The organism is Occallatibacter sp. FHG110214_02 (assembly GCF_059115385.1).
Window position 1 is genome coordinate 13887 of the sequence record NZ_JBZYWK010000008.1, and the last position, 24647, is coordinate 38533.

General features: G+C 59.0%; 23 protein-coding genes. 13 read left to right on the forward strand and 10 right to left on the reverse strand.

The window, feature by feature from the left end:
- Window positions 1-32 precede the first annotated feature (32 nt).
- From AC5S3R_RS09200 to AC5S3R_RS09240, 9 genes are all read left to right on the forward strand, one after another.
- A complete protein-coding gene (locus AC5S3R_RS09200; protein WP_494266730.1) occupies window positions 33-905 on the forward strand; it encodes a sugar phosphate isomerase/epimerase family protein in 873 nt (290 codons plus the stop codon).
- A gap of 267 nt (window positions 906-1172) precedes the next feature.
- Window positions 1173-2297 carry a 3-dehydroquinate synthase gene (gene aroB / locus AC5S3R_RS09205; protein ID WP_494266731.1) on the forward strand — a complete coding sequence of 375 codons (1125 nt, stop codon included), beginning with the start codon at window positions 1173-1175 and terminating at the stop codon, window positions 2295-2297.
- Entirely contained in the window at window positions 2297-3115 is an 819-nt protein-coding gene (locus tag AC5S3R_RS09210) for a class I SAM-dependent methyltransferase (RefSeq protein WP_494266732.1), read from the forward strand. Before aroB ends, AC5S3R_RS09210 begins: the two co-directional genes overlap by 1 nt.
- Window positions 3116-3129: 14 nt before the next feature.
- Entirely contained in the window at window positions 3130-4560 is a 1431-nt protein-coding gene (locus tag AC5S3R_RS09215; RefSeq protein ID WP_494266733.1) for a cation diffusion facilitator family transporter, read from the forward strand.
- Between the two features lie 12 nt (window positions 4561-4572).
- Window positions 4573-4986: an OsmC family protein gene (locus AC5S3R_RS09220; RefSeq protein ID WP_494266734.1), complete on the forward strand. Its 414-nt coding sequence runs from the start codon at window positions 4573-4575 to the stop codon at window positions 4984-4986.
- Window positions 4987-4994: 8 nt separating this feature from the next.
- Complete coding sequence (locus AC5S3R_RS09225) at window positions 4995-5774, forward strand: PASTA domain-containing protein (RefSeq protein WP_494266735.1); 780 nt, start codon at window positions 4995-4997, stop codon at window positions 5772-5774.
- Between the two features lie 217 nt (window positions 5775-5991).
- Window positions 5992-7299, forward strand: a complete 1308-nt coding sequence (locus AC5S3R_RS09230) for an MFS transporter (RefSeq protein WP_494266736.1) — start codon at window positions 5992-5994, stop codon at window positions 7297-7299.
- A gap of 131 nt (window positions 7300-7430) precedes the next feature.
- On the forward strand, window positions 7431-7928 hold the full coding sequence (locus tag AC5S3R_RS09235; RefSeq protein ID WP_494266737.1) for a heme-degrading domain-containing protein: 498 nt from the start codon (window positions 7431-7433) through the stop codon (window positions 7926-7928).
- An 8-nt stretch (window positions 7929-7936) separates the two neighbouring features.
- Entirely contained in the window at window positions 7937-8230 is a 294-nt protein-coding gene (locus tag AC5S3R_RS09240) for a DUF4265 domain-containing protein (protein WP_494266738.1), read from the forward strand.
- A 192-nt stretch (window positions 8231-8422) separates the two neighbouring features.
- Here the strand turns inward: AC5S3R_RS09240 and AC5S3R_RS09245 are convergent, their stop codons facing one another.
- The 8 genes from AC5S3R_RS09245 to dnaK form a co-directional block, all read right to left on the reverse strand.
- Window positions 8423-9751 (reverse strand): transcription antitermination factor NusB, encoded by a 1329-nt coding sequence (locus AC5S3R_RS09245; protein WP_494266739.1) that lies wholly within the window; start codon window positions 9749-9751, stop codon window positions 8423-8425.
- A 4-nt stretch (window positions 9752-9755) separates the two neighbouring features.
- Entirely contained in the window at window positions 9756-10697 is a 942-nt protein-coding gene (fmt, locus tag AC5S3R_RS09250) for a methionyl-tRNA formyltransferase (RefSeq protein ID WP_494266740.1), read from the reverse strand.
- Between the two features lie 89 nt (window positions 10698-10786).
- Window positions 10787-11296: a peptide deformylase gene (gene def / locus AC5S3R_RS09255; protein WP_494266741.1), complete on the reverse strand. Its 510-nt coding sequence runs from the start codon at window positions 11294-11296 to the stop codon at window positions 10787-10789.
- 39 nt (window positions 11297-11335) lie between these two features.
- Window positions 11336-12514: a chorismate synthase gene (aroC, locus tag AC5S3R_RS09260; protein ID WP_494266742.1), complete on the reverse strand. Its 1179-nt coding sequence runs from the start codon at window positions 12512-12514 to the stop codon at window positions 11336-11338.
- Between the two features lie 151 nt (window positions 12515-12665).
- Window positions 12666-13844, reverse strand: coding sequence for a glycosyltransferase (locus tag AC5S3R_RS09265; RefSeq protein WP_494266743.1), 1179 nt, complete (start codon window positions 13842-13844; stop codon window positions 12666-12668).
- A 26-nt stretch (window positions 13845-13870) separates the two neighbouring features.
- The gene (locus tag AC5S3R_RS09270; protein ID WP_494266744.1) at window positions 13871-14290 is read right to left on the reverse strand and encodes a heat shock protein transcriptional repressor HspR; all 420 of its coding nucleotides are present in this window, start codon (window positions 14288-14290) and stop codon (window positions 13871-13873) included.
- A gap of 37 nt (window positions 14291-14327) precedes the next feature.
- Entirely contained in the window at window positions 14328-15509 is a 1182-nt protein-coding gene (locus tag AC5S3R_RS09275) for a DnaJ C-terminal domain-containing protein (RefSeq protein WP_494266745.1), read from the reverse strand.
- 195 nt (window positions 15510-15704) lie between these two features.
- Window positions 15705-17624: a molecular chaperone DnaK gene (gene dnaK / locus AC5S3R_RS09280; protein ID WP_494266746.1), complete on the reverse strand. Its 1920-nt coding sequence runs from the start codon at window positions 17622-17624 to the stop codon at window positions 15705-15707.
- A 354-nt stretch (window positions 17625-17978) separates the two neighbouring features.
- Between dnaK and AC5S3R_RS09285 the strand changes: the two genes are divergently transcribed.
- Window positions 17979-19604 (forward strand): DHA2 family efflux MFS transporter permease subunit, encoded by a 1626-nt coding sequence (locus AC5S3R_RS09285; protein ID WP_494266747.1) that lies wholly within the window; start codon window positions 17979-17981, stop codon window positions 19602-19604.
- A 1-nt stretch (window position 19605) separates the two neighbouring features.
- Here AC5S3R_RS09285 and AC5S3R_RS09290 read toward each other — a convergent pair whose 3' ends face one another.
- Both AC5S3R_RS09290 and AC5S3R_RS09295 read right to left on the reverse strand, forming a co-directional pair.
- Window positions 19606-20157, reverse strand: coding sequence for a hypothetical protein (locus AC5S3R_RS09290; RefSeq protein ID WP_494266748.1), 552 nt, complete (start codon window positions 20155-20157; stop codon window positions 19606-19608).
- A 75-nt stretch (window positions 20158-20232) separates the two neighbouring features.
- Window positions 20233-20847: a carbonic anhydrase gene (locus AC5S3R_RS09295; RefSeq protein WP_494266749.1), complete on the reverse strand. Its 615-nt coding sequence runs from the start codon at window positions 20845-20847 to the stop codon at window positions 20233-20235.
- Window positions 20848-20965: 118 nt separating this feature from the next.
- Here AC5S3R_RS09295 and AC5S3R_RS09300 point away from each other — a divergent pair, with 118 nt between their 5' ends.
- The 3 genes from AC5S3R_RS09300 to AC5S3R_RS09310 all read left to right on the forward strand — a co-directional run bounded on the left by AC5S3R_RS09300 (window position 20966) and on the right by AC5S3R_RS09310 (window position 24644).
- On the forward strand, window positions 20966-22354 hold the full coding sequence (locus AC5S3R_RS09300) for a serine hydrolase domain-containing protein (RefSeq protein ID WP_494266750.1): 1389 nt from the start codon (window positions 20966-20968) through the stop codon (window positions 22352-22354).
- Between the two features lie 133 nt (window positions 22355-22487).
- Complete coding sequence (gene ffh, locus AC5S3R_RS09305; protein ID WP_494266751.1) at window positions 22488-23879, forward strand: signal recognition particle protein; 1392 nt, start codon at window positions 22488-22490, stop codon at window positions 23877-23879.
- Window positions 23880-23900: 21 nt separating this feature from the next.
- Window positions 23901-24644: a GIY-YIG nuclease family protein gene (locus tag AC5S3R_RS09310; RefSeq protein WP_494266752.1), complete on the forward strand. Its 744-nt coding sequence runs from the start codon at window positions 23901-23903 to the stop codon at window positions 24642-24644.
- The last annotated feature ends 3 nt before the right edge of the window (window positions 24645-24647 follow it).

Sequence of the window (24647 nt, forward strand, 5' to 3'; positions counted from 1 at the left end):
TCTTGGAAACAAACATCAGGAGAAGCCTCCGCATGCCGATGACCCGACGCACTTTCCTTCAGCACGGCTCCGCCGCCGCCGTCGCCCTTGCAGCCGCCCCATCCCTGCTTGCCAATCCGCTGGGCCTGCCCATTGGCTGCCAGACATATCCTGTTCGCGCTTCCATCAATACAGATTTCGCCGGAACAATGAAAAGCCTCTCCGCGGCAGGCTTTCAAACAATCGAGCTCTGCTCCCCCTTTGGCTACGAAGAGTTCTCCAGCCTCGCAAAGTACAAGCCGCAAGAGCTACGCAAAATGCTCAGCGACTACGGCCTCACCTGCATAAGCTGCCACTTCGACACGGACGAGCTGTTCAACCACGCGGAAGAGCGCATCGCATGGGCCAAAGAGTTCGGCCTCACGCAGATGGGCACAGCCAGCCTCGGCTTCGGCACGCTGCGCAAGGGCGTCCCTCCCACCGTGAGCGACGTGGACCGCATCACCGGCCTCTTCAACACCTTCGCCGCCAAGGCCCACGATGCAGGCATTGTCGCGGTACTGCACAATGAAGTCTTTGAGGTCACAAGCATCGACGGCAAGCGTGTCTACGACATGGAAATCGCCCGCCTCGATCCCAAGACCGTGAAGCTGCAGTTCCAGGTCTCCACCATGCTGGATGGTTTTGACCCGGTAGATTACTTCACCCGCTATCCCGGCCGTTACATCTCCATGCACTGCCAGGACTGGGTTATCGGCCCCGACGGCAAAGCAAAACAGGTGCCAATCGGCCAGGGTGTAGTGAATTGGAAAAAGGTCTTCACCGCCGCAAAGAAGGCCAACATCAAAAACTACTTTGTCGAGCTATATGAAAACCCGGCCCAGATGCCACTAAGCATCCCCTACCTGAGAAGCCTGAACGTTTAGGCACCCTCTGACAACTCGAAATTAACGGACTTCATAACAAGACATGCAACAAGTTCCATAACAGTGCACGACTGGCAGGCCGGGGATTTATCCCCGGCAATCAGACGCCCCCAGAAAGCACCAACCTTAGGCAGTGTCTGGCGAATCGAAAAGTGTTCTACGAATCGCCGGGTGCCCCCAGTCCCTCGCATTTGGGGATCGTGGATGACGGCTGGCCTGATCCTTGAAATCACCTATCCAAGCCAAATTCGATACCATAGAACCAGCGTGCAAACCATAAGAGTAGACACCCCTTCGGCAAAGTATGAAGTCCACACCGGCAGCGGCCTGCTTGCCACCCTGGCCCCGCGCATCCAGCGCGTAGTCGACAAGCTCCCCCGCCGCGTCTTCGTCCTCACCTCGCCCGAAATCTGGGCTCTCTGGGGCGAAACCTTCACGCAATCGTTTCTGCAGTCCAAACAGGATCCGCCAATCGCCCTCTTCCTGCCCCCCGGCGAAAAGCACAAAACCCTCGCCAGCATAGAAAAAATCCTCCGCCAGATGATCGAAGCCGGCGGCGACCGCGGCTCCCTGCTCATCGCCTTCGGCGGCGGCATCGTCGGCGACGTAGGCGGCTTCGTCGCCGCCATCTTCATGCGCGGCATCCCCTACGTGCAGGTCCCCACCACCTTCCTCTCGCAGGTCGATTCCTCCGTAGGCGGCAAAACCGGCGTCAACCTCCCCGAAGGCAAAAATCTCGTCGGCAGCTTCCATCACCCTCTCGCCGTCTTCGCCGACATCGGCGTGCTGAACACGCTCAGCGACCGCGAACTCCACGCCGGCCTTCAGGAATCCGTCAAAGCCGGCATCATCCGCGACCGCGCCCTCGTCCGCTACATGGAAGAGCATTTCGAAGCCATCCATGACCGCGAACCCAAGGCCCTCGAAAAAGTAATCGCCGCCTCCATCCGCATGAAAGCCGGCGTCGTCAACCGCGATGAGCGCGAGAGCGGCCTCCGCATGATTCTCAACTTCGGCCACACCATCGGCCACGCCATCGAGTCCACCACCCGCTACAAGGTCCTCCTGCACGGCGAAGCCGTAGGCTGGGGCATGATCGCCGCGCTGCACATCGCCTACACACGCAAAACAGTCACCGCCGCCCAGGCCGACCGCCTCGAAGACCTCATCTACCTCTACGGCCCGCTGCCACCCTTCAAAGTCAGCGCGCAAAAGCTGGTCACCGCAACAGGCGCGGACAAGAAAAATGTAGGCGGCGTCCGTCGCTTCGTCCTGCCCATCGGCATCGGCGACGCAGGCATAGCCGAAGACGTAACTGCCGAAGAACTCCTCGAAGCCGCAAAGTACATGCTCTCGCAGGCAGCTCCAGAAACAGACCAGGTGCAAAAGTAGTGGCCAACACCGGAGCCAAACCCGCAGGCGCAAAGAACGAAGCCGCAGCCGCCGAAGCCGTACAGGCGATGTTCAACTCCATCGCCCCGCGCTATGACCTGCTGAACCACGTCCTCTCCGCCAACATTGACCGCCTCTGGTGGAACCGCACCGCGCGCCGCTTTCGTCCCATCCTCACCCGCCCAGACGCCGCCATCCTCGACATCTGCTGCGGCACCGGCGACATGACCATGGCCCTGCTCAAGCACCGCCCTTTCGGAGCAAAGCCAATCGTCGCCGCTGATTTTGCTCATGAAATGCTTCGTCGCGGCGCAAAAAAGTTTGGGCCTTATATCGGACCTAATCCACCATCCAATAGTCCTTATAGGAGTACCTGGCTACTCGATGGTGGGCCTTATGCTTTGCCGCTAGAAGCCGACGCCCTCCACCTTCCTCTCCGCGACAACTCGCTCGATCTCATCGTCTCCGCCTTCGGCTTCCGCAACCTCGCCAACTACGACGCCGGCCTGCGCGAGTTCCACCGCGTCCTTAAACCCGGCGGCCAGCTAGGCATTCTCGACTTCAGCGAGCCCGGCGGCCTCCTCGGCAAGCTCTACGCCTTCTATTTCCGCCAAATCCTGCCGAAAATCGGCCAGGCCATCATGGGTCAGGCCGGCCCTTACCAATACCTCCCCGAATCCGTAGGCAACTTCCCCCCGCCGCCGCAAATGCTCGAAAAAATACGCGCCGCCGGATACACCGAATACAACTGGCAGCCCTACACCTTCGGCATCGCCGGCCTCTACACCGCCACGCGGTCCTCCGTACAGCTTTCGTAGTAGCCTGAATAGGCATGTCAGCGGCAGCCTCCAGTCTGGCCAACACCACCGCCCTCAAGCGGCGCGCCGCGCTCTACTCCGTAGGCGCAGCCACCGCCATGACCATCCTCAAGCTGGCCGCGGGCGTCTTCTCCGGCTCGCTCGGCATCCTGTCTGACGCAGCCCACTCCGCCCTCGACCTGGCCGGAGCCGCTCTCACCTTCTTTTCCGTCCGCGTAGCTGACAAGCCCGCCGACGAAGACCACACCTATGGCCATGGCAAAGTCGAAAACATCTCCGCCTTCTTTGAAGTCGGTCTCATGGCCATCTCCTGCGTGTGGATTATCTGGGAAGCGCTGGGCCGCATCGCGCACCACACCAGCGAGCTCCGCCACTCCATCTGGCCCGTCCTCGTCCTGCTCACGTCCATCGCTGTCGATTACTGGCGCTCCCGCCAACTCTACGCCGCCGCCAAGCAAACCGGCTCCCCCGCGCTCGAAACCGACGCCTTCCACTTCGCCTCCGACATCTGGTCCACCCTCGCCGTTCTCGCCGGCCTCCTGGCAAGCTGGCTCGGCGAATACCTAAAAATCCACTGGCTCCTCTACGCCGATCCCTTCGCCGCCATCGTCGTCTCGCTCATGATTCTGCGCATCACGCTCCACCTCGCGCATGAAACCATCGCAGCCCTCATCGACGAAATCCCCGCCGAAACCCGCCAGCGCGTCATCCATGCCGCCGCAGGCGTAGACGGCGTGCTCGCCGTCGAGCAGGCCCGCGTCCGCCGCTCCGGCGCAGCCTACTTCGCCGACCTGACACTCGCTCTCCCGCGCCGTTCCACCTTCGAGCACACCGGAGAAGTCGTCCGAGCCGCCACCGAAGCCATCACCCTCGCGCTTCCCGGCACCGACGTTGTCATCCACACCGTCCCCCGCGATCCCGCCGGAACGGAAAGCATCTTCGACCGCGTCCGCGCCGTCGCCGCCCGTAACAACGTCTCCGTCCACGAGCTAAGCGTCCAGTCGCACCATGGCCGCCTCCGCGTCGAGCAGCACGTCGAGCTCGATGAGCGCATGCCGCTCCTTGAAGCCCACCGCTTCGTCACCACGCTGGAAGAAGAAATCCTCCACGCCGTACCGGAAATCGATTCCGTCCTCACCCACATCGAGAGCGAGCCCGCCACCATCGAGCAGCCCGAAACCGTAGTGCAGGAAGACCAAAGCATCGAGCAAGCCCTCCGCACCGCCGCCTCTCAATTCCACGAAATCATCGACGTGCATGAAATCACCGTCATCCACGTAGGCGAGCACACCGACCTCACCTGCCACTGCACCCTCCCCGACAACCTTCGCATGGGCCAGGTCCACGAAATCATCACCGCCCTCGAAGACCGTCTCAAGTTGGAGTGCCCCGATCTCGGCCGCGTCACCATCCATCCCGAGCCCGCCACCGAAAACACAAAATAGAGGAATCCCCCCGTGATTGCACACAGCGAATGGAAGCACGACGACATCTTTGAAGCCACCAGCGAAAGCGGCAACACCATCACCTTCGACACCGGCGACCACACCCACGGCCCCAGCCCCGTTGAAGCCGTACTCATGGCCCTCTGCTCCTGTACCTCCGTTGATGTCGTCAGCGTCCTCCAGAAGAAGCGCCAGCCAATCACTGGCCTCCGCGTCAGCGCCACCGGCGACCGCGCCACGGACTACCCCAAAATCTTCACCCACATCCATCTCACCTACACCATCCGCGGCAAAGTCGAGCGCAAAGCCGCCGAAGACGCTGTCACACTCTCCAAAACCAAGTACTGCTCCGTCTCCCAAATGCTCGAAGGCAAGGCCAAAATCGATTACGAAGTCGTCCTGGAAGACGAAGGACCTGCAAAATAAGTACAGCCATGAGCCCAGAGATAGTCCGTCCTGTCGTAAACTTCTTCCGCATCGCCTCCGTCACGCTGCTCGTCGTGGCCGTAGGCCTCCTCGCGGCCATTACGACCATGCACTTCGCCATCCACGGAACGGAAGTGCAAGTACCCGCGCTTAAAGGCATGACCGTTGCTGACGCGCGCAGTCAGGCCGCTGGCCTTGGCCTCAATCTCGACGTAGATAATCGCTATTACTCCTCCGACGTGGCCGCCGGGCACATCCTCACCCAATCCCCCGCCGCCGGAGTCGTTGTCCGCCGCGAATGGCACGTCCGCGTAGCGGAAAGCCTCGGCGCACAGCATGTAGATGTACCCGACACCATCGGCATGGACGAGCGCCAGGCCGCCCTCAAGCTGCGCCTCGCGGGCCTAACCGTAGGCACAACCGCCCACCTGCCCTACGCCCGCCTTCCCGAAGGCACCGTCCTCGCGCAAGACCCGCCGGCCCACGCCCGCGGTATCGACGGCCCCAGCATCAACCTCCTCGTAGCCGCACCTCCCGACGCAACCGCAGACGGCTTCCTCATGCCCGACCTCAAAGGCCTCACCCTCGAAGCCGCGCAGGCACAGCTCGCACACGTAGGCCTCACCGCCGCCCCGCCGAGCTTCGTCGATATGGCCATTCCCCCCGTAGGCCCCGACGGCACAACCCCCAAACCACCCGTAACGCCCAACACCGTCATCCAGCAGCAACCCGCAGCCGGAGCCCGCGCCGACGCCAACACCCCCGTCAAGCTAACCATCGCCAGATAAATATCCCACAATAGTTGGATATCCCAGGTCCGTGTTTTCGGACCTGGGATACCATAAAAGCCGGCCTTAAGCTTCATAACAGGGCACAACTTCAGTCGTTCCGAAAATGACCAAAACGGTCTGAACTTCAGTTCCGCCACATAATATTTCCCGCCATGAAATCCCAAGCCACAAACCCGCGTCATCGCCTCACACACCAGCGTCTAATCAAATAGGAATGACAACAGAGTCACAGACAGAATCCAAACCCTCCCAGCCCGCCGGACTCTCCCACGCATGGCGCGCGCTTCGTCATAGAAATTTCCGCCTCTTCTTCGGCGGCCAGACCATCTCGCTCATCGGCACATGGATGACGCGCATCGCCACCTCGTGGCTGGTCTGGCGTCTCACCCACTCCCCATTGCTCCTCGGCACAGTAGGCTTCGTCGGCCAAATCCCCACCTTCCTGCTGGCCCCGCTCGCCGGCGTCATCGTAGACCGCATGGACCGCCGCAAAGTCCTCATCTGGACACAGGCACTCGCCATGATTCAGTCCCTGCTCATGGCCGTTCTCACCCTTACGCACGTCATCAACATCACCGAAGTCCTCCTCCTCAGCGCCTTTCAAGGCATCATTAACGCCTTCGACATGCCTGGCCGCCAATCCTTCATGATCCGCATGGTCGAGGACCGCAACGATCTCTCCAACGCCATCGCTATCAACTCCTCGATGGTCAACGTAGCCCGCCTCATCGGCCCATCCCTCGCAGGAATGCTTATCGCCGTCACCAATGAAGGCTGGTGCTTCCTCATCGACGGCCTCAGCTATATCGCCGTCATCGCCTCGTTGCTTATGATGCGCGTCAAGCACGAGCAGCTAGAAGGCCACACCTCCACCATGGTCGAACAGCTCAAGCAAGGCTGGGTCTACGTCTCCAACTCCGTTCCCATCCGCACCATCCTCATGCTCTTCGCGCTGTTAAGCCTCATGGGATGGCCCTTCATGGTCCTCATGCCCGTCTTCGCCGCCCAAGTCCTCAAAGGCGGCGCACACACCCAAGGCTTTCTCATGGGAGCAGTAGGAGTAGGCTCACTTGCCTCCGCTCTCGCGCTCGTAGTCCGCAAATCCGTACGCGGCCTCACCAAGGTCATTCCCATCGGCGCAGGCATCTTCGGCATCGGACTCATCGCCTTCGGCCTCTCGCATGTGCTCTGGCTCTCGCTGCTCATGATGCTCGTAACCGGCTTCGGCATGATGCAGGGACTCACATCCTCGAACACCATCCTGCAAACCCTCGTCGATGAAAAAATGCGTGGCCGCGTCATGAGCTACTACACCATAGCCTTCGTCGGCATGGCCCCCTTCGGCAGCCTTCTCGCCGGAACCCTCGCCCACGCCATCGGCGCACAGCACACCGTCATCGTCAGCGGCATCGCCTGCATCTGCGGAGGCCTCTGGTTCTGGCTCCGCCTCCCCAAAATCCGCAAAGAGATGCGCCCCATCTACGAAAAGCTAGGCATCATGCCCGCCCGCGCTGAAAGCTAATAACCAAGCGGGACGAAATAGACAAGAAGAACAAGCAGTAAAGGTAAGCCGTGGATTGATCCCGGCAATCAATCCACCGGAATCGGAGAAGGGGCTTCAGCCCCTGAGGTATGCTGTTCACGGGAGACCACATGGGCCTGCAAGAAGACCTCGAACAAATCACACGCCAAGAGCGCGAACTTATCCTGCCAAAACTCGACGCCGAAACCGCATGGCAGCTAGGCACCATCCTCCGTCAGTTCGCCCACGACCGCAGCCTCCCCATCGTCATCGACGTGCGCCGCATCAACCAGCCGCTCTTCTACGCCGCCATGGAAGGCACCAATCCCGATAACCCAGACTGGGTGCGCCGCAAAATCAACATTGTCGAGCGCTTCCACATCAGCTCCTACGCCGCCGGCATCAAGGAAAAAATCAGGGGTAAGTCGATGCTAGACGGCCAGGCCCTCCCACTCCGCGACTACGCCACCCACGGTGGAGCCTTCCCGCTCCGGGTAGCCAACGCAGGCATCATAGGCACAGCCACCGTCTCCGGCCTGCCCATGCGTGCCGACCACGAATTGGTAATCGAAGCCCTCTGCACCCTGCTCAACCGCGACTATGATTCATTAAAGCTGATATCCGAGTGAGCAAAGACATGAATTCTGAAGAAAAGCCAATGGTGAAGGTACGATTACAAGGCCCTAGTCCTGATGAGATTGAGACATTATGGGCCTTTCCAGTTGAGGGGCATCTATACAAATTGGACAACAATCCATTCTTTGCTTATGGGATTTCTTGCGAAGACATTATCGAAGCACAACCTGACGAAGATGGCTACTTGGAGTTCACACGTCTTATAAAGAAGTCGGGAAACCGCACTCTTCGCATTATTTTCAACGAATCCGGCGACCATCCACAGTCACAATCTGTGCTGACTACTCTTCGCTAATTTGCGATGCGATTATGAAGGAATACATTCAAAGCTAATCTCGATTAACGTGCCACCTAATGTGAACCTCACACATGTGACAGAGTACTTGACTCAAGAAACCATGTTGCAATGGGAATATGGTGACCCTACATACGAAGAAGTCACTAAAAGCAGTTGAATCATTCAGCGTCTTAATTCCCATGTAGAGGGTTAGCGTTTCTCCAACACCGCCACAAAGAACCCATCCGTCCCCAGCCCCCCCGGAAACAATCGCAAATACCCTTCCGCCGTAACGCACCGCGCAAGCTTTTCGGCACCCTCGACCGTCACAATCCCATCCGCACGCATCTGCTCAATCCGCGCCATCATCGAGCCAACCCGAACCCGCGGATGCTCTGCCAGCACAGCCTCGACAACCCGCTCATCCTCTTCCGGCTCCAGCGAACAAGTCGAATAAACCACCCGAGCCCCACTCTTCGCCGCCCTCAAAGCCGCAGCAAGAATCCCCCTCTGCCGCTCCGCTTGCCGTGCAAACTCATCCTGCGTCAACGTATGCCGAATCTCCGGATTCCGCGCCAGCGTCCCCGTCCCGCTGCAAGGCACGTCGGTCAACGCCAAATCAAACGCCTGCTCCTCAGCAATCAAAGCCGCATCCACCTCACGGCATTCCACCCGCGCACCAATCGGCGCAAGCCTCTTCCGCAACGCCCCCAACCGAGCCGCATTCACCTCGCAAGCAACCACCCGCGCCAACGGATTCCGCTCTGCCAGAATCAGCGTCTTCCCTCCCGGAGCAGCACAAGCATCCAGAATTAAGCTCCCGTTACCAGCAATCTCCGCCACCAACTGCGAGCCTTCATCCTGAATCCGCACGCGCCCTTCACGAAACGCCGCCGTCTGCGCAACATCACCAGCACGCACCACACGCGCAGCCGTCAAAATCCCACCCGGCTCCAGCAACACTCCATCCCGTGCAAGCTCCGCATCAGTCTCCGCATCCGCAACGCGAACATGCAGCCTCGGCTCCGCAACACCGTTCTCGCAAATTGCCTGTGCCAGATCCTCACCAAAGAAGCCAGTCCACCGCTGGACCATCCATGCGGGATAAGCCTCCCGCGCCTCCACAGAAACGCCGCCCGCAACGGCCAACCGCCGCAGCACAGCATTCACCATGCCGGAAGCAAACTTATGCCCCGCCTCCCGTGCCAGCTCCACGCTCTCATCAATCGCCGCATGCGCCGGCACGCGATCCAGCTTCAACAACTGAAACGCCCCCAGCCGCAGCGCAATCAGAACTTCCGCATCCAGCTTCGCATTCGGCCTCTTCAGCAGCGGACGAACCCTGGCATCGAGCGCCAACTGCCATCGCAGCACGCCCAGCACCAGCGTAGTAGCCAGATTTTTGTCCTGAGAAGAAAGCCGCGACACAGAACGCGCCCGCAGCAAATCATCCGAATGCCCGCGCCCGCGTTCCACATCCATCAGAATCGCAAACGCAGCTTTACGAGCGGCAGAAACCTTGGAATCAGCACGAGCCATGTGTTCAGCCTAACCGCAGCGCCGCATGCCCCGGCTGCAACCCACGCAGAAAATCCGCAGCCGCCACGCGCTTCTTGCCCTCAAGCTGCACTTCCAGCAGCTCCAGCCAAGTCCCCTGCGCACAAGCCACAAACAAGCGTCCGTCCTTCATGCGAACTTCACCAGCCTCTGCCGCATCCTGCAACTCCGCAGCCACACGCAGCCGATGCACAAGAAACTTCTTGCCCTCAAGCGAAGTAAACGCCCCCGGCCAAGGCTGAAAACCGCGCCAGCGATTCCACAACTCCGCAGCCGTCCGCGCCGCAAAATCCATCCGCCCATCTTCGCGCTGCAGAATCGGGGCCAGGGTTGCCAGCGAATGGTCCTGCACCTTCGGCGTGATCATTCCGGCTTCCAACCCGGCAAGAGTCTCCATCACCAACGGCGCCCCCTGCACGGCCAACACCTCAAACAAATCCGCCGCCGTCTGCTCCGGCGTAACCTCCAATGTCTGCTGCAAAAGAATCGGCCCCGTATCCAGCCCTTCCTCCAGCAGCATCGTCGTATTCCCCGTCACCGTCTCGCCCATCGCCACAGCCCACTGAATCGGCGCAGCCCCACGATACTTCGGCAACAGCGAAGCATGCAGATTGATGCATCCCAGCCGCGGCAGCGCCAGCATCCACGCCGGAATAATCCGCCCATACGCCACAACCACAATCGCGTCCGGCGTGATAGCCTCAAGCGCCGCACGAAACTCCAGGTTGTTCCGAATCTTTTCCGGCTGCGTAACCGGAATCCCCGCCGCCATCGCCCTCTGCTTCACCGGCGGCGCAACCATCTCCTGCGCACGCCCAACGGGCCTGTCCGGCTGCGTAACCGCCAGCGGAATCTCATGCCCCGCCGCAATCAACGCCTCAAGCGTAGGCACAGCAAACTGCGGCGTCCCACAAAAAACCAGCTTCATGCCTTATCCCTCAAATCCAAAGCCGACCACCGGGAGGCCCACAACAGCCGGGGCGGCGCGCTGAGCGCGCAGTTGCCCGAGCGGCCAGCTCACCAGGTCCCTTCGCGCTGGGCTTTGCGGATGCGGCGCAGAATCATGTCGCGCTTCAGCGCGCTCATGCGAAAGATAAACAGCACACCGTCCAGATGGTCAATCTCATGCTGAAAAGCCCGCGACAACAGCTCCTCGCCATCCATCTCAAACCACTTCCCATACTCATCCTGCGCGCGCACCTTCACCTTCGCGGCGCGCTGCACCTTCTCATGAATATCCGGAAAGCTCAGGCAGCCTTCTTCCTCATACAGCTTGCCCTCACGCTCAATCACTTCCGGATTGATGAGCACAATCTTCTGCTTCGGATCAGAGCCGCCGCTCAAATCAAGCACAGTAATGCGCTTCGACACAGCCACCTGCGGCGCGGCCAGCCCAATGCCCTTCGCCGCATACATCGTCTCAAACATGTCCGCGACAAACTTGCGCAGCTCATCATTGAACTCTGTAACAGGCTCGCCGGGCTGCTGCAGCACCGGATCAGGGTATTTCACGACTTTCAAAATCATTGTTTCTGTTCTTCCCACGGAGACCCTAAAATCTCCAAACTAAAACTTCCGAATCTGTTCGATGTACCCCTCGAAATTCCGCTTCATCTCCAGCGCCGAGTCGCCACCAAACTTCTGCTGCGCAAGGTTCGCAACCGTCATCGCAACCATCGCCTCTGCCGCCACGCCCGCCGCCGGAACCACACAAATATCGCTCCGTTCATAGCTAGCGCTCGTCGTCTCACGCGTATCAAACCGTACAGACTCCAGCGGTTTCCGCAGCGTAGAAATGGGCTTCAAATATCCACGAACAATAATGTCCTCGCCATTGGAAACACCGCCCTCCACACCGCCTGCATTATTCTGCTCGCGAGTAAACCGCGTAGGCCTCCCATTCGGCTCCGCAGCGTAGTGAATCGGGTCATGCACCTTCGAGCCAAAGCTCTCCGCCGCCGTAACGCCGCGGCCAATCTCCACAGCCTTCACCGCCTGCAGGCTCATCACGCTCCACGCCAACAGACCATCCAGCCGCTCATCCCAGTTCGCGTAAGTACCAAGCCCCGCCGGCACATTATGCACCACAACCTCAAAGACACCGCCCACCGTATCGCCCGTGCGCGAAGCCTCCGCAACCTCTTCCTTCATGCGCGCTTCGGTGTCGGCATCCACGCAGCTCAGCAGAACCTCGTCCTTCGCGGCCACAGCGGTAATCTCATTCCACTCCGCCGGACGCTCCAGTTCCACACGCCCCACGCGCGTCACATGGCTCAAAATCTCAATGCCAAGCTCCCGCAGCAACAACTTCGCAAACGCACCCGCCGCCACACGCGCCGTAGACTCACGCGCCGAAGCCCGCTCCAGCACATACCTTGCATCCGCAAAGTTGTACTTCAGCGCACCGGCCAAATCCGCATGCCCCGGTCGCGGAGAAGCCACCGCCTGGTGCTTCGCCGGATCGCCCGTCTCCACTGGAAGCTTCTCCTCCCAGTTCTTCCAGTCGCGATTGATAATCTCAATCGCCACCGGCGAGCCAATCGTCTTGCCATGCCTGACGCCCGAAAGAATGTGCGCCTTATCGGTTTCAATCTTCATACGGCCGCCGCGGCCAAAGCCCTGCTGCCGCCGCCAAAGCTCGCGATTGATAAAGTCGAGATCAACTGGAACGCCTGCAGGAAGCCCGGAAACGAGTGCAATCAGTGCCTCGCCGTGCGATTCCCCGGCGGTAGAGTAACGAATCATAGTTATTTCGATTGTAAATGGAACGAGCTATTTCGCTTAGGGATCACTTGATAAACCCGTCTTGAAAGAGCATGGCAGGTAGGTCCGAGCTTCAGCCCTGGCAATCAAACAGCCTTAAGGAGATTTGGGCTTTAGCCCCTGAGGCATGCTTTCATTTCGCCGCCCGCATCCGTCCCCCCGGCAAAAGCTCATAAATCCGCCCACGCCAGTGAATCCGGTTCGACCCATAACTAGCCGCCCAGAAAACAAACCCCATAAAATCCCGCACCGGATACAGCACCGCCAACCCAAACCAGCTAGGGTCCTCAACCACCAGCCGCCCCACCGGCACAGAAATCGCCAGCCGCGAAACCAGCGCCCACACAAGAGCCGCAACACCCCAGCCCCAATGCCCCAGCGCCCCAGCCGCAACCAGTCCCAACACCCCAAACGGCATAGCAAACGTCAACGCTGTACCAAAGTGTCCCTTGGGCCGCGAAAACCGCGTGGACTTCATCCATCGCACCTGGTGCAGCATCGACTGCCAAAAGCTCTCATGCAGAACAATGTGGTCAATCGTATGATGACTCAGCACCACCGTCTCGCCCTGCTTGTAAGCCTCATTCCCCAACACGAAATCGTCCGCGCAATAATCCGCCGTAACCGCAAACCCGCCCATCCTGAGAATCGTCTCTCGCCGAAACGCCATCGTAGGCCCCAGCGTAAACTGCATTCCCTCAAGATTCCGCGCCACCAGCACGCCCGCCGTCATCTCCACGGACATGCCCACAGCCTCCAGCCGCGCCCACACGCCACCCTCCGTCGCCACACCGCGATAAGGGCAAGTCACCCCGCCAACCTTAGCGTCCGCAAACGGTAGCGCCACAGCCCGCAGATAGTCCGGCGTAACCTGCACATCCGAGTCACTGATAACCAGAATCTCGTGTGCCGCCTCAGCCTCCATCCGCTCCATGGAGATGGCCTTGTCATTGATATAATCCGGCTGCCCGCCCGTAGAAAGAAACTTCACCGGCACACGCGGAAACCGCGCCGCGACCTTGCGCGCAACCGCCAACCCGGCATCCTCCGCCGAGCGCGCACAGAACAAAATCTCGTACTCCGGATAATCCTGCGTAAAGAATGTTTCGAGATGGCCTTCCAGCCCCGCCTCAGCGCCATGCAGCGGCTTCAACAAGCTGAGCGGCGGAGTAAACGCCTCACCCACAGCCAGCTCGCGAACCACCGCTCGCCGTTCCCGTAACCAGGAAGGCAAAGCCGCCAGCACCATGCCGGTAAAGACAGTCGAAGTAATCAGGCCAAAAACGGCGAGCACAAGCAAAACGTACAACATGCAGAATTCAGAATACCTTCGACAATCTAATTTTCCCGCTTGGAATTCGTCTTCATAATCACCACCGGCCGCTGCACCGCCGTCTTCCGTAGCGGCACAATCGCTCCCTGCGCCGTCGGTGCAGCCTGTTGAAACCGCGTCAGCATCTCCGAGCGCACATACTCGACGAAACTCTGCATCTGACGGTTCATCTCTTCCATCCGCTCGCGCATCTGCAAAATAATGGCAATCCCAGCTATATTGACGCCAAGATCCCGCGCCAGGTTGAGGATGAACTCCAGCCTTTCAATATCCTCATCCGTATACAGCCGCGTATTGCCCTCTGTACGCGAAGGCTTCAACAACCCTTCGCGCTCATAGAGCCGCAGCGTCTGCGGATGAATCCCATACATCTCGGCCACCGCCGAAATCATGTACGCGCCCTTCGATTTACGTTTTGCAGGCATGGCTCCTTCAATCCTCTACATCCGAAGTCAGTCGCATTTACAGCTTATCGAACAACTGCACGCGCGGGTCTTGATTATTCAGCTTCGCCAACTCGCGCATAATCTCGCGGCTGCGCTCATCCTGCAATTGCGGAATCACCACTTCAATCGTCACAATCTGGTCGCCGCGCTGGCCGTTTGCTGCCGCACTCTCCACACCACGCTCGCGCATCCGTAGCTTCTGCCCGCTCTGCGTACCCGGCGGAATCTTCAACTGAGCCCGCCCATCAATCGTCGGCACATCTACCTTCGACCCCAGCGAAGCCTCCGGCACCGTAACCGGCACCGTCAGGTGAATATCATCCCCCTGCCGCGTAAACACCGGATGCGTCCCCGTCCGCACAATCAGGTAAAGGTCGCCCGTAGCCCCGCCATTCAGCCCCGCATTGCCCTTGCCCTGCAGCCGAATCCGCTGTCCATCCCGCGTCCCCGGCTTAATACGAAACTCCACATTCTCCGCGCGGTCCACCAACCCCTCGCCGTGGCAAGTCGGGCAAGCATTCGACACACGCCCCGACCCATTGCACCGCGGGCACGGAATATTGAACTTCATCCGCCCGCCCATCTGCGTAACCTGCCCCGCCCCATTACACTCCGGGCAAGTCATCGGCCCACCCGTCGAAGCCTTCCCTTTACACGTAGGACAAACTTCCTGCCGATGCACCTGCAACCGCGCCTGTCCGCCGCGAATCGCCGTCCAGAAATCCACCGTCACCTGGTACTCAAGATCTGTCCCCGGCTGCGGCCCACGCGGACGTCCCGGCTGCTGCTGCCCTGAAAAAATCCCCGAAAAAATATCCTTGAAGCTCCCCCAGCCCCCCTGCTGCGCCGCTTGCGCACCAGCGCCGCCCTGGAAGCCCGAAAAATCAAACCCACCAAAGTCCACCGGAGGCTGTCCACCCATATTCTGCTGGCGCGCATACGCCTCCGCCTGCGCCGGGTCAATCTGGTCCGAGTAGAAGCCCAACTGGTCATAAATCTTCCGCTTCTTCTCATCGCTCAGAATGTCATTCGCCTCGGAAATCTCCTTGAACTTCTCCTCAGCCTTCTTATCGCCGGGGTTCACGTCCGGGTGATACTTCCGCGCCGCCTTGCGAAAGGCCTTGCGAATCTCCTCCGCCGTAGCCGTCTTCTTCACGCCAAGCGTGCCGTAATAGTCTTTTTGAGTCGTAGTCGCCATGAGCTGATTTTTCTCAATTCAAAACGCTGGTCATAGGCTGTACAACCAGCCTTCGCTTACCGTTTATGTCTTTCCTTCATCGACCGGCACTCAAGCAAGTTGAATGATTCCACAATACTACGCAGGGGTGGGCGATATAGCATCGCCCACCCCTGCTGTTTCACCCAAAGGGTGCGCCGCTAACGGCTATAGTCCTTACTTCTTCTCGTCCACGTCCACGTACTCCGCGTCGATGACGCCTTCATCCTTCTTCGCTTCAGCGGCAGGCTCACCCGCAGCAGCAGCCGCATCCGGAGCAGCACCAGCAGCAGCATTGGCCTTATAAAGCGCCTCCGCCAGCTTATGGCTCGCCGTCGTCAGCGTCTCATGCGCAGCCTTCAGCTCTTCCGCACTCGGAGTTCCCTCAAGCGTCTTCTTCGCGTCAGCCAGCGCAGCTTCGACTTCCGTCTTATCCGCATCCGCAACCTTGCCGCTCGAATCCTTGATGAGCTTCTCCACGCTGTACACCATCGAATCCAAGCCGTTGCGCGCCTCAATCTCCTCTCGCTTCGCCTTGTCCTCAGCCGCGTGCGCCTCGGCTTCCTTCGCCATCTGCTCCACTTCTTCCTTGCTCAAGCCCGAAGAAGAAGTAATCGTGATGCGCGTATCCTTGCCCGTCGCATTGTCCTTCGCCGTCACATTCAGAATGCCGTTCGCGTCAATATCGAACGTCACCTCAATCTGCGGCACACCGCGCGGCGCCGGAGGAATCCCCGCCAGCTTGAACTTGCCCAGCGTGCGGTTCTGCGCCGCCATCGGGCGCTCGCCCTGCAGCACGTGAACCTCTACTTCAGTCTGCGAATCCGCAGCCGTCGAGAACGTCTCCGACTTCTTCGTCGGAATCGTCGTATTGCGCGGAATCATTGGCGTCGCAACACCTCCCAGCGTCTCAATCGCCAGCGTCAGCGGAGTCACATCCAGCAGCAACAGGTCCTTGACTTCGCCAGCCAACACACCCGCCTGCACCGCAGCGCCCACGGCAACTACTTCATCCGGATTCACGCCGCGATGAGGCTCCTTGCCAAAGAGCTGCTTCACAATCTCCTGAATCTTCGGCATACGAGTCTGCCCGCCAACGAGCACAACCTCGTCAATCTGGGCCGTCGTAACACCGGCATCGCTCATCGCCTTCTTGCAAGGCTCCAAAGAGCGCTGCAACAGGTCATCCACCAGCGACTCCAGCTTCGCCCGCGTCAGCTTCCGAACCAGGTGCTTCGGTCCCGTCGCGTCCGCCGTAATAAACGGCAGGTTGACCTCAGTCTCCAGCGTCGTCGAAAGCTCAATCTTGGCCTTTTCCGCCGCGTCCTTCAGGCGCTGCAGAGCCATCTCGTTGCCCTTCGAGCCAAGGTCCAAACCTTCCTCAGCCTTGAACTCAGAGATGAGCCACTCCACAATGCGCTGGTCAAGGTTGTCGCCACCCAGGTGCGTATCACCATTGGTGGACTTCACCTCAATCACGCCCTCGCCCACTTCCAGGATCGAGATATCAAACGTACCGCCGCCAAAGTCATACACGGCAATCGTCTCGTCCTTCTTCTTGTCGAGGCCGTAAGCCAACGCAGCCGCCGTCGGCTCGTTCACAATACGCTTCACGTCAAGGCCGGCAATCTTGCCCGCATCCTTCGTCGCCTGCCGCTGCGCATCGTTAAAGTAGGCCGGAACCGTAATCACAGCCTCGCTGACCGTCTCGCCAAGATAAGCCTCGGCAGACTTCTTCAACTTCTGCAAAATCATCGCCGAAATCTCCGGCGGCGTATATTCCTTGCCCTGCGCCGAAACGGCCACATGGTCGCCCTGCTGCACAACCTTGTAGGGCACCATCTTCATCTCATCATTTACTTCGTTAAAGCGGCGACCCATAAACCGCTTGATGGAGAAAACCGTGTTCTCCGGGTTCGTAATCGCCTGGCGCTTGGCCACCTGCCCCACAAGCCGCTCGCCTGTCTTCGAAAACGCAACGATCGAAGGCGTAGTACGCGCACCCTCTTCATTCGGAATGACTTTCGGCTCGCCGCCCTCAAGGACAGCAACGCACGAGTTGGTCGTTCCAAGGTCAATTCCAATAATTTTTGCCATGTTTTGGCTCCCGCTGAGAAAGTACTAACGAAATATAAGATGCAAGATTGAGTCAATTAGTGTCAAGTTTTATTGATGAATTCAATGTAAACCCTACCCTCCCGGCAATGTTATGGCTGAAACGGGGGGGGAGCAGGGGCCTTCATGCCCCCGAAAATCACGAACGCATTGAAGAAGGGGGCTTTAGCCCAGGACATCCCCCCATGCCGGGTGCCCCAGGTCTTCATCTTTTGGAGACTTGAGATAACCAATACCGCCAGCCCCATTCAGGCAGAAAAAACAACCATGCCACCTGCGACCACCATCACACTCCCTCGGTCCGACTTGGAGTACAGTGTTGGACGTGTAGCTGCCATGAGCACAGAAGCTCTGAAACCCGGCCTGATGCGACACTCCCCGGCCCCCGGCGCAGCCAATCTGTCCCGCTACCCCCTCACCCAAGGCGTAAACCCCTGGCTGGTCACTGCCAGCGTCATGCTCCCCACCTTCATGGAGGTGCTGGACACCGCCATAGCTTCCGTAGCCCTCCCCTACATCGCCGGCTCCCTCTCAGCCTCCAACTCCGAAGCCACATGGGTCCTCACCAGCTACCTCGTCGCCAACGCCGTCATCCTCCCCGCATCCAACTGGTTCGGCCTCCGCTTCGGCCGCAAAAACTTCCTCCTCACCTGCGTCATCATCTTCACCGTAGCCAGCTTCTTCTGCGGAGCAGCCCCCTCCCTCGCCATCATCCTTCTCGCCCGCATCGTCCAGGGCGCCGGAGGCGGAGCGCTCCAGCCCCTCTCGCAATCTATCCTCCTCGAAAGCTTCCCTCTCGAAAAACGCTCGCAAGCCATGGCCGCCTACGCCCTCGGAATCGTAGTCGCCCCCGTCATCGGCCCCACCCTCGGCGGCTGGCTCACAGACACCTTCAGTTGGCGCTACGCCTTCTACATCAACATCCCCTTCGGCATCCTCGCCGTCTTCATGGTTAGCCGCTTCGTCCACGACCCGCCTTACATCCAGCACGCCAAAACCGGCCCCTTCGACAACATAGGCTTCGGCCTGCTCGCCCTCTGGACCGGCTGCCTCCAGGTAGTTCTCGACAAAGGTCAGGAAGACGATTGGTTCGGAGCCGTCTGGGTCCGCTGGGCCGTCGCCGGAATCGCCGTCGGACTCATCGGCTGGATATGGCGCTCGTGGGCCAACCCGCGCGGCCTCGTCAACCTGCACATCCTCCGCAATCGCAACTTCCGCACCGGCTGCCTGCTCATTGCCCTGCTGGGCATGTGCATCTACATCACCATCGCCATCCTGCCGCTCTACTACCAGGAAATCCTTGGCTACACCGCCTTCACCGCCGGCCTCGTCGTGGGCCCTCGCGGAATCGGCTCCTTCATCGGCTCGCCCATCATCGGCATCCTCGGCTCGCGCTTCGACAACCGCAAGCTCCTCACCCTCGGATTCCTCGGCTTCGGTGTCTGCTCGCTCTACTTCGGCATGGTGGACCTCAGCATCGGCCCCTACACCCTGCTCATCCCCATCCTCATCACCGGCTTCTCGCTCAGCTTCGTCTTCGTTCCGCTCGCCACGCTCACCACAGCCACGCTCACGCGGCAGGAGATGGGCAACGCCACCGGCCTCTTCAACATGCTCCGCAACATCGGCGGCTCCATCGGCATCGCCATGGCGTCTACAGCCTTAGTCCGCCGCGCCGCCTTCTACCAAAACGAAATCGGAGCCAACGTAGATCTCTCCGACCCTGTCCTGCAGCAAAAAACCGCCCAGGTGGGCGGTTTCCTAAGCCAGCATTTAGGGCACCCAGCAGGCCGCCCCGGCTCCATCGCATTCTTCTACAGCCTGCTGCAACAACAAGCAGCCCTGCGCTCCTACGTAGACGTCTTCCGCTGGACAGCCCTCTTAGCCTTCTTCTGCGCCGCCGCCGTATGGCTCTTCAAAAAACCGCCCAAAAACGCTAAAGCCCCTGAAGGTGTCCACTAAATCAGTGGCTCACACGCAGGTCAAGCACTGACTTCCGGATAGCAGCAATATCCGCTCCGGTCTTAGCATTGCACCGGAAGATGAGGACATATTGCCCAATCTGTGTCGCAATCGTCGAAGAAGGCTGACCATCCATCACATAATCCAGCTCGTTAAAGCGCACCCCGCGAACATTCTTTTCCGCCACTCGTGTAATACCTGACAGCATCGACCCGGGCCGCAAACTATTCGCCAGGCGGTCAATATACTCCGCACTGCTTTTCACACCCGCAGAGTGCGGAGTAACCACATTCAGCTTCTCCGCAACAATCCTCACGCCAAGCGGCTGGTTTCCCTGCCTCGCAGAAAAGAGCAGAAACGCGCTGGGGTTAGAGCCACCATCCGTAGAAGGTGAGCTATAAGGCTGAAGAATCGCAGGCCAGGCATAGCTAAAGTGGAAATAGCGATTCACATAAGTTTTGCCGGAAACATGCCCATCCGTGGGCGACTGCGCACCAGCCTTCCACGCAAAAAGAGCCAGCACAACAAGAGCAAAAGTTCCCAATTTTGACATTCTGATGGACCCCCTACAAAATTATCCAGTCACAATGCGAATTGGATATGTGCGCTGCCGCACTTGATAAACCGCCTACCCCAACGGCAAAAACCGCCGAGTCTTCTCGTCATACTGCTCAATCGTCCCGGTCAAAATATCGTAGTACCACCCAAACACCTGCAAAGTCCCCGCCTCCATCGCCCGCTTCACGCTGGGGTCCATCATCAGGTTCACCATCTGCGCCACCACATTCCCGCGAATGACAGCAGCCAGCTCCGCATTCTCGCCCTCTTCCGGCCTCTCTGGTTGTTTGAACTTCAGCGCCGCATCGATATGGTGCAGCCACCGCGCCACCATCGGCAGCTCATCCACATTCTTGTTGTAGAGAACCGCCTTCAGCGCCCCGCAATCCGAGTGCCCGCAGACAATCGCATACTTCACCTTCAAAATTTCCACGGCATACTCAATCGTCGCCGTAATCCCGTCCACATCCTTCGCCTCGGTCGGAACCACGTTCCCTGCATTCCGCGCCAGAAACAGCTCCCCCGGCCCCACATCCAGAATCAGGTTCGGCACCACGCGAGAGTCCGCGCAAGTAATAAACAGGTACTCCGGCGACTGCCCCTCCGCCAGCAAATGAAAATCCGCCCGGCAACTGGGAAAAACATCCGCATGAAATTTCTTATAGCCGTCGATCAACTTCTTCATGGCGCACCACTCTCGATATCGAAAATCCAACCAAGTCAGAATCAGCCTATCGTATGCCGTCGCAAACTATTGTGAATGGTATCGTTGGACCAAGCTTCACTCGAACGAGGAAACACACATGAAACTCCAAGCCACCCTTCTAGCCGCCGCCCTGGCACTGCCCTGTACGCTCTTCGCGCAAACCGTAGACACCATCTCCCCCGAGCTAAAAACCAAAATTGACCGCATCGCCCACGGCGTCATGGAACTCCACGGCGTACCATCCGCCTCCATCGCCGTCGTCGAGCACAACAAGCTCGTCTACACCCACGCCTACGGCCTCGCCCACATCAGCCCAGACAAGCCCGCCACACCCGAGATGCGCTACGCCATCGGCTCCATCTCTAAGCAGTTCACCGCCGCCGCCATCCTTCTCCTGCAGGAAGAAGGCAAGCTCAAGCTCGACGACCCCGTCGGCAAATACATCCCCGGCCTCACCCGCGGCGACGAAGTTACCATCCGCCAAATCCTCTCCCACACCTCCGGCTATCAGGACTACTGGCCCGAAGATTACTTAATGACGCCCATGATGAAGCCCGCGTCAGCCCAGTCCATCATCGACACCTGGGCCAAAAAGCCCCTCGACTTCGACCCCGGCACCCAGTGGCAGTACTCCAACACCAACTACGTAATCGCCGGCCTGATTATTGAAAAAGTCAGCGGCCAGAAAGTCTTCGAGTTCATCGGCCAGCACATCTTCCACCCGCTCGGCATGAAGAGCGGCTTTAACTACGACGAAGCCGGCCTCACCTCGACAGACGCATCCCCCTACATCCGCGCCGCCCTCGGCCCGCTCCGCCCCGCGCCGAAAGAAGGCGCAGGCTGGATGTTCGCCGCCGGCGAAATCGCCATGACGCCCCACGACCTCGCCCTCTGGAACGAATCCCTAATCTCGCAATCGCTCCTCAAGCCCGAGAGCTACAAGGAAATGTTCACCACCATCAAGCTCAAGGATGGTAAAGACACCCACTACGGCCTCGGCGTCTTCATCCGCGACTCGAACGGCCACCGCGTCATCGAGCACTCCGGCGAAGTCACCGGCTTCGTCGCCGAATCCATCGTCCTCCCCGACGACGGCGCATCCATCATCGTGCTCACCAACCACATGGCTTCTGGAGCCGGACAAATCGGCCAGCTAGTCTCGCGCCTCTTAGCCGGAATCAAACCCACCGAACCCGAAGCCCAGGCCCTCGCCATCTACCGCGGCCTGCAAAAGGGCGAAATCGACCGCACCCTCCTCGCCCCCAACCTCAACGACTACTTCAGCGCCCAAACCGTCAAGGACTTCCAAACCAGCCTCGCCCCCTTAGGCGAACCACTAACCTTCCAGCAGACCAGCGAATCTCTCCGCGGCGGCATGACCGAGCGCAGCTTCCGCATCACCTACCCCACCAAGCGCCTCTCAGTCTCCACCTACACCTACCCCGACGGCAAACTGGAGCAATACTTAATCAGCCCAGCCGACTAGCCACAAACCGACCAACGGGAGGACCACAAAAGCCGGGTGGCGCTGAAAGCGCAGTGAAAAGGTGCCCCCGGCACCCGCTCCACGCGCAGTGGGCCCGCCCGGCAGGACAAAACAGGTAAACTAAAAGCGTCCTATGTTTGAATCACTCACAGAAAAACTCCAGCGGGCCTTTAAGACCCTCCGTGGCCAGGGCACGCTCACCGAAGAAAACATCGCCGAAGCCCTGCGCGAAATCCGCGTGGCCCTGCTCGAAGCCGACGTAAACCTCAACGTCGTGAAAGACCTAATCGAGCACATCCGCGAAAAAGCCGTCGGCAGCGAAGTCATGACCGCCCTCTCGCCCAGCGAGCAGGTCATCAAAATCGTCCGTGACGAGCTCATCGCCATCCTCGGCAAAGACACCGCGCGCTTCAACTTCGCCCCGCAGCCGCCAACAGTCATCCTCATGGCCGGCCTGCAAGGCTCCGGTAAAACGACTACATCGGGCAAACTCGCCGCATGGCTCAAGAAGGGCGGACGCCGCCCCTTGCTCGTCTCGGTAGACGTCTACCGTCCCGCCGCCCGCGAACAGCTCAAAGTCGTCGCGCAATCCATCGACGCCAAAATCTACGAAGGCGACACCAAGGGCGAAGCCCCCGGCACCGCATTGGTAGAACGCCTCGCCACCGAAGCGAGACGCGAAGCCCGCAACTTCGGCTTCGACACGCTGATTGTCGATACCGCAGGCCGCCTCCACATCGACGAAGACCTGATGGCCGAAATGGAGAAGCTCAAAAAGCTCCTCAACCCGCAGGAAATCCTCTTCGTAGCCGACTCCATGACCGGCCAGGACGCCGTCAACTCCGCCGCCGACTTCCACAAGCGCCTCGGCCTGACCGGCGTCGTATTAACGAAAATGGACGGCGATGCAAGAGGCGGCGCAGCCCTCTCCATCCGCCACGTCACCGGCCAGCCCATCAAGTTCATCGGCGTAGGCGAAAAGCCCGACGCCTTCGAGCCCTTCCATCCCGACCGCATCGTAGGCCGCATCCTCGGCATGGGCGACATCCTCTCGCTCGTAGAAAAGGCCGAAGCCACCCTCGACAAAAAGAAGTCCGAAGAGTTCGCCAAGAAAGCCCTACTGGGTGACGGCTTCACGCTGGAAGACTTCCGCGACCAGCTCCGTCAAATCAAGAAGCTAGGCTCCATGGAAAGCATCCTCAAGATGCTCCCCTCCGTAGGCCCCTTCGCTGGGATGCAGCAAGCCGCGCAGCACGTAGACGAAAAACAATTCGTCCGCCTCGAAGCCATCATCAACTCGATGACGCCCATTGAGCGCCGCAACCACGAAATCATCTCCGGCTCCCGCCGCAAGCGCATCGCCGCCGGCAGCGGCACCAGCGTGCAGGACGTAAACAACCTCCTCCGCCAATACGCCCAGATGAGCAAGATGTTCAAGCAAATGGGCAAAGGCGGCTTAGGCAAAGCCATGATGCGCGGCGGCATGGGCGCCTTAGGAATGGGCCGCCAAAAATTCGGACGTTAGAATTTCTACTTAACTATCACGATGAAAGACAAACAATACGTACTAAGCGAAATTCGGAGGACTGCTGCTCTCAATGGCGGAAAACCTGTAGGTCAGAACAGATTTCGCAACGAGACAGGTATCGCACAGCATGAATGGCTTGGGGTGTATTGGGCACGATGGGGAGATGCTCTCAGTGAAGCTGGCTTCAGCCCACTTGAATGGGTACAACCATCTGACGAAGAGCAAATGCTAGCTGAGATAGCCGGGCTAGTTCGTAAATATGGACGATACCCAGCCAAAGCAGAGATTCTCATAGAAAAGCGCAGCAACCCAGCTATCCCAGCACCAAATGTTCTCCTACGAAGACTTGGCACAAAAATTGAAGTAATTGAGAAAGTACGCAAGTATTGTGACAAACGAGAAGAATATTCAGATGTATTAATGATTCTCTCCAATGAGCCCTCAACAGAGGCATTATTAGATGAGATTCCGACTAGGAAAGTGGTGGCTAAAAATTCGCAAGTCTCTGGCTACGTTTACCTTGTGAAATCTGGTAGTCGGTACAAAATTGGCTGGTCTGAAAATCATTGGAGACGAAAGAGCGAACTTCACAAACAGGCTCCAGAAGGTATCACCGAAATTCATACTATCGCTGCAATCGACGACCCTGCTGGCATCGAAAGATATTGGCATGAACGGTTCAAAGAGAAACGCCTTCATGGTGAATGGTTCGATCTTTCAGTCGAAGATATTAGCGCATTCAAGAAAAGAAAGTTCATGTAATCC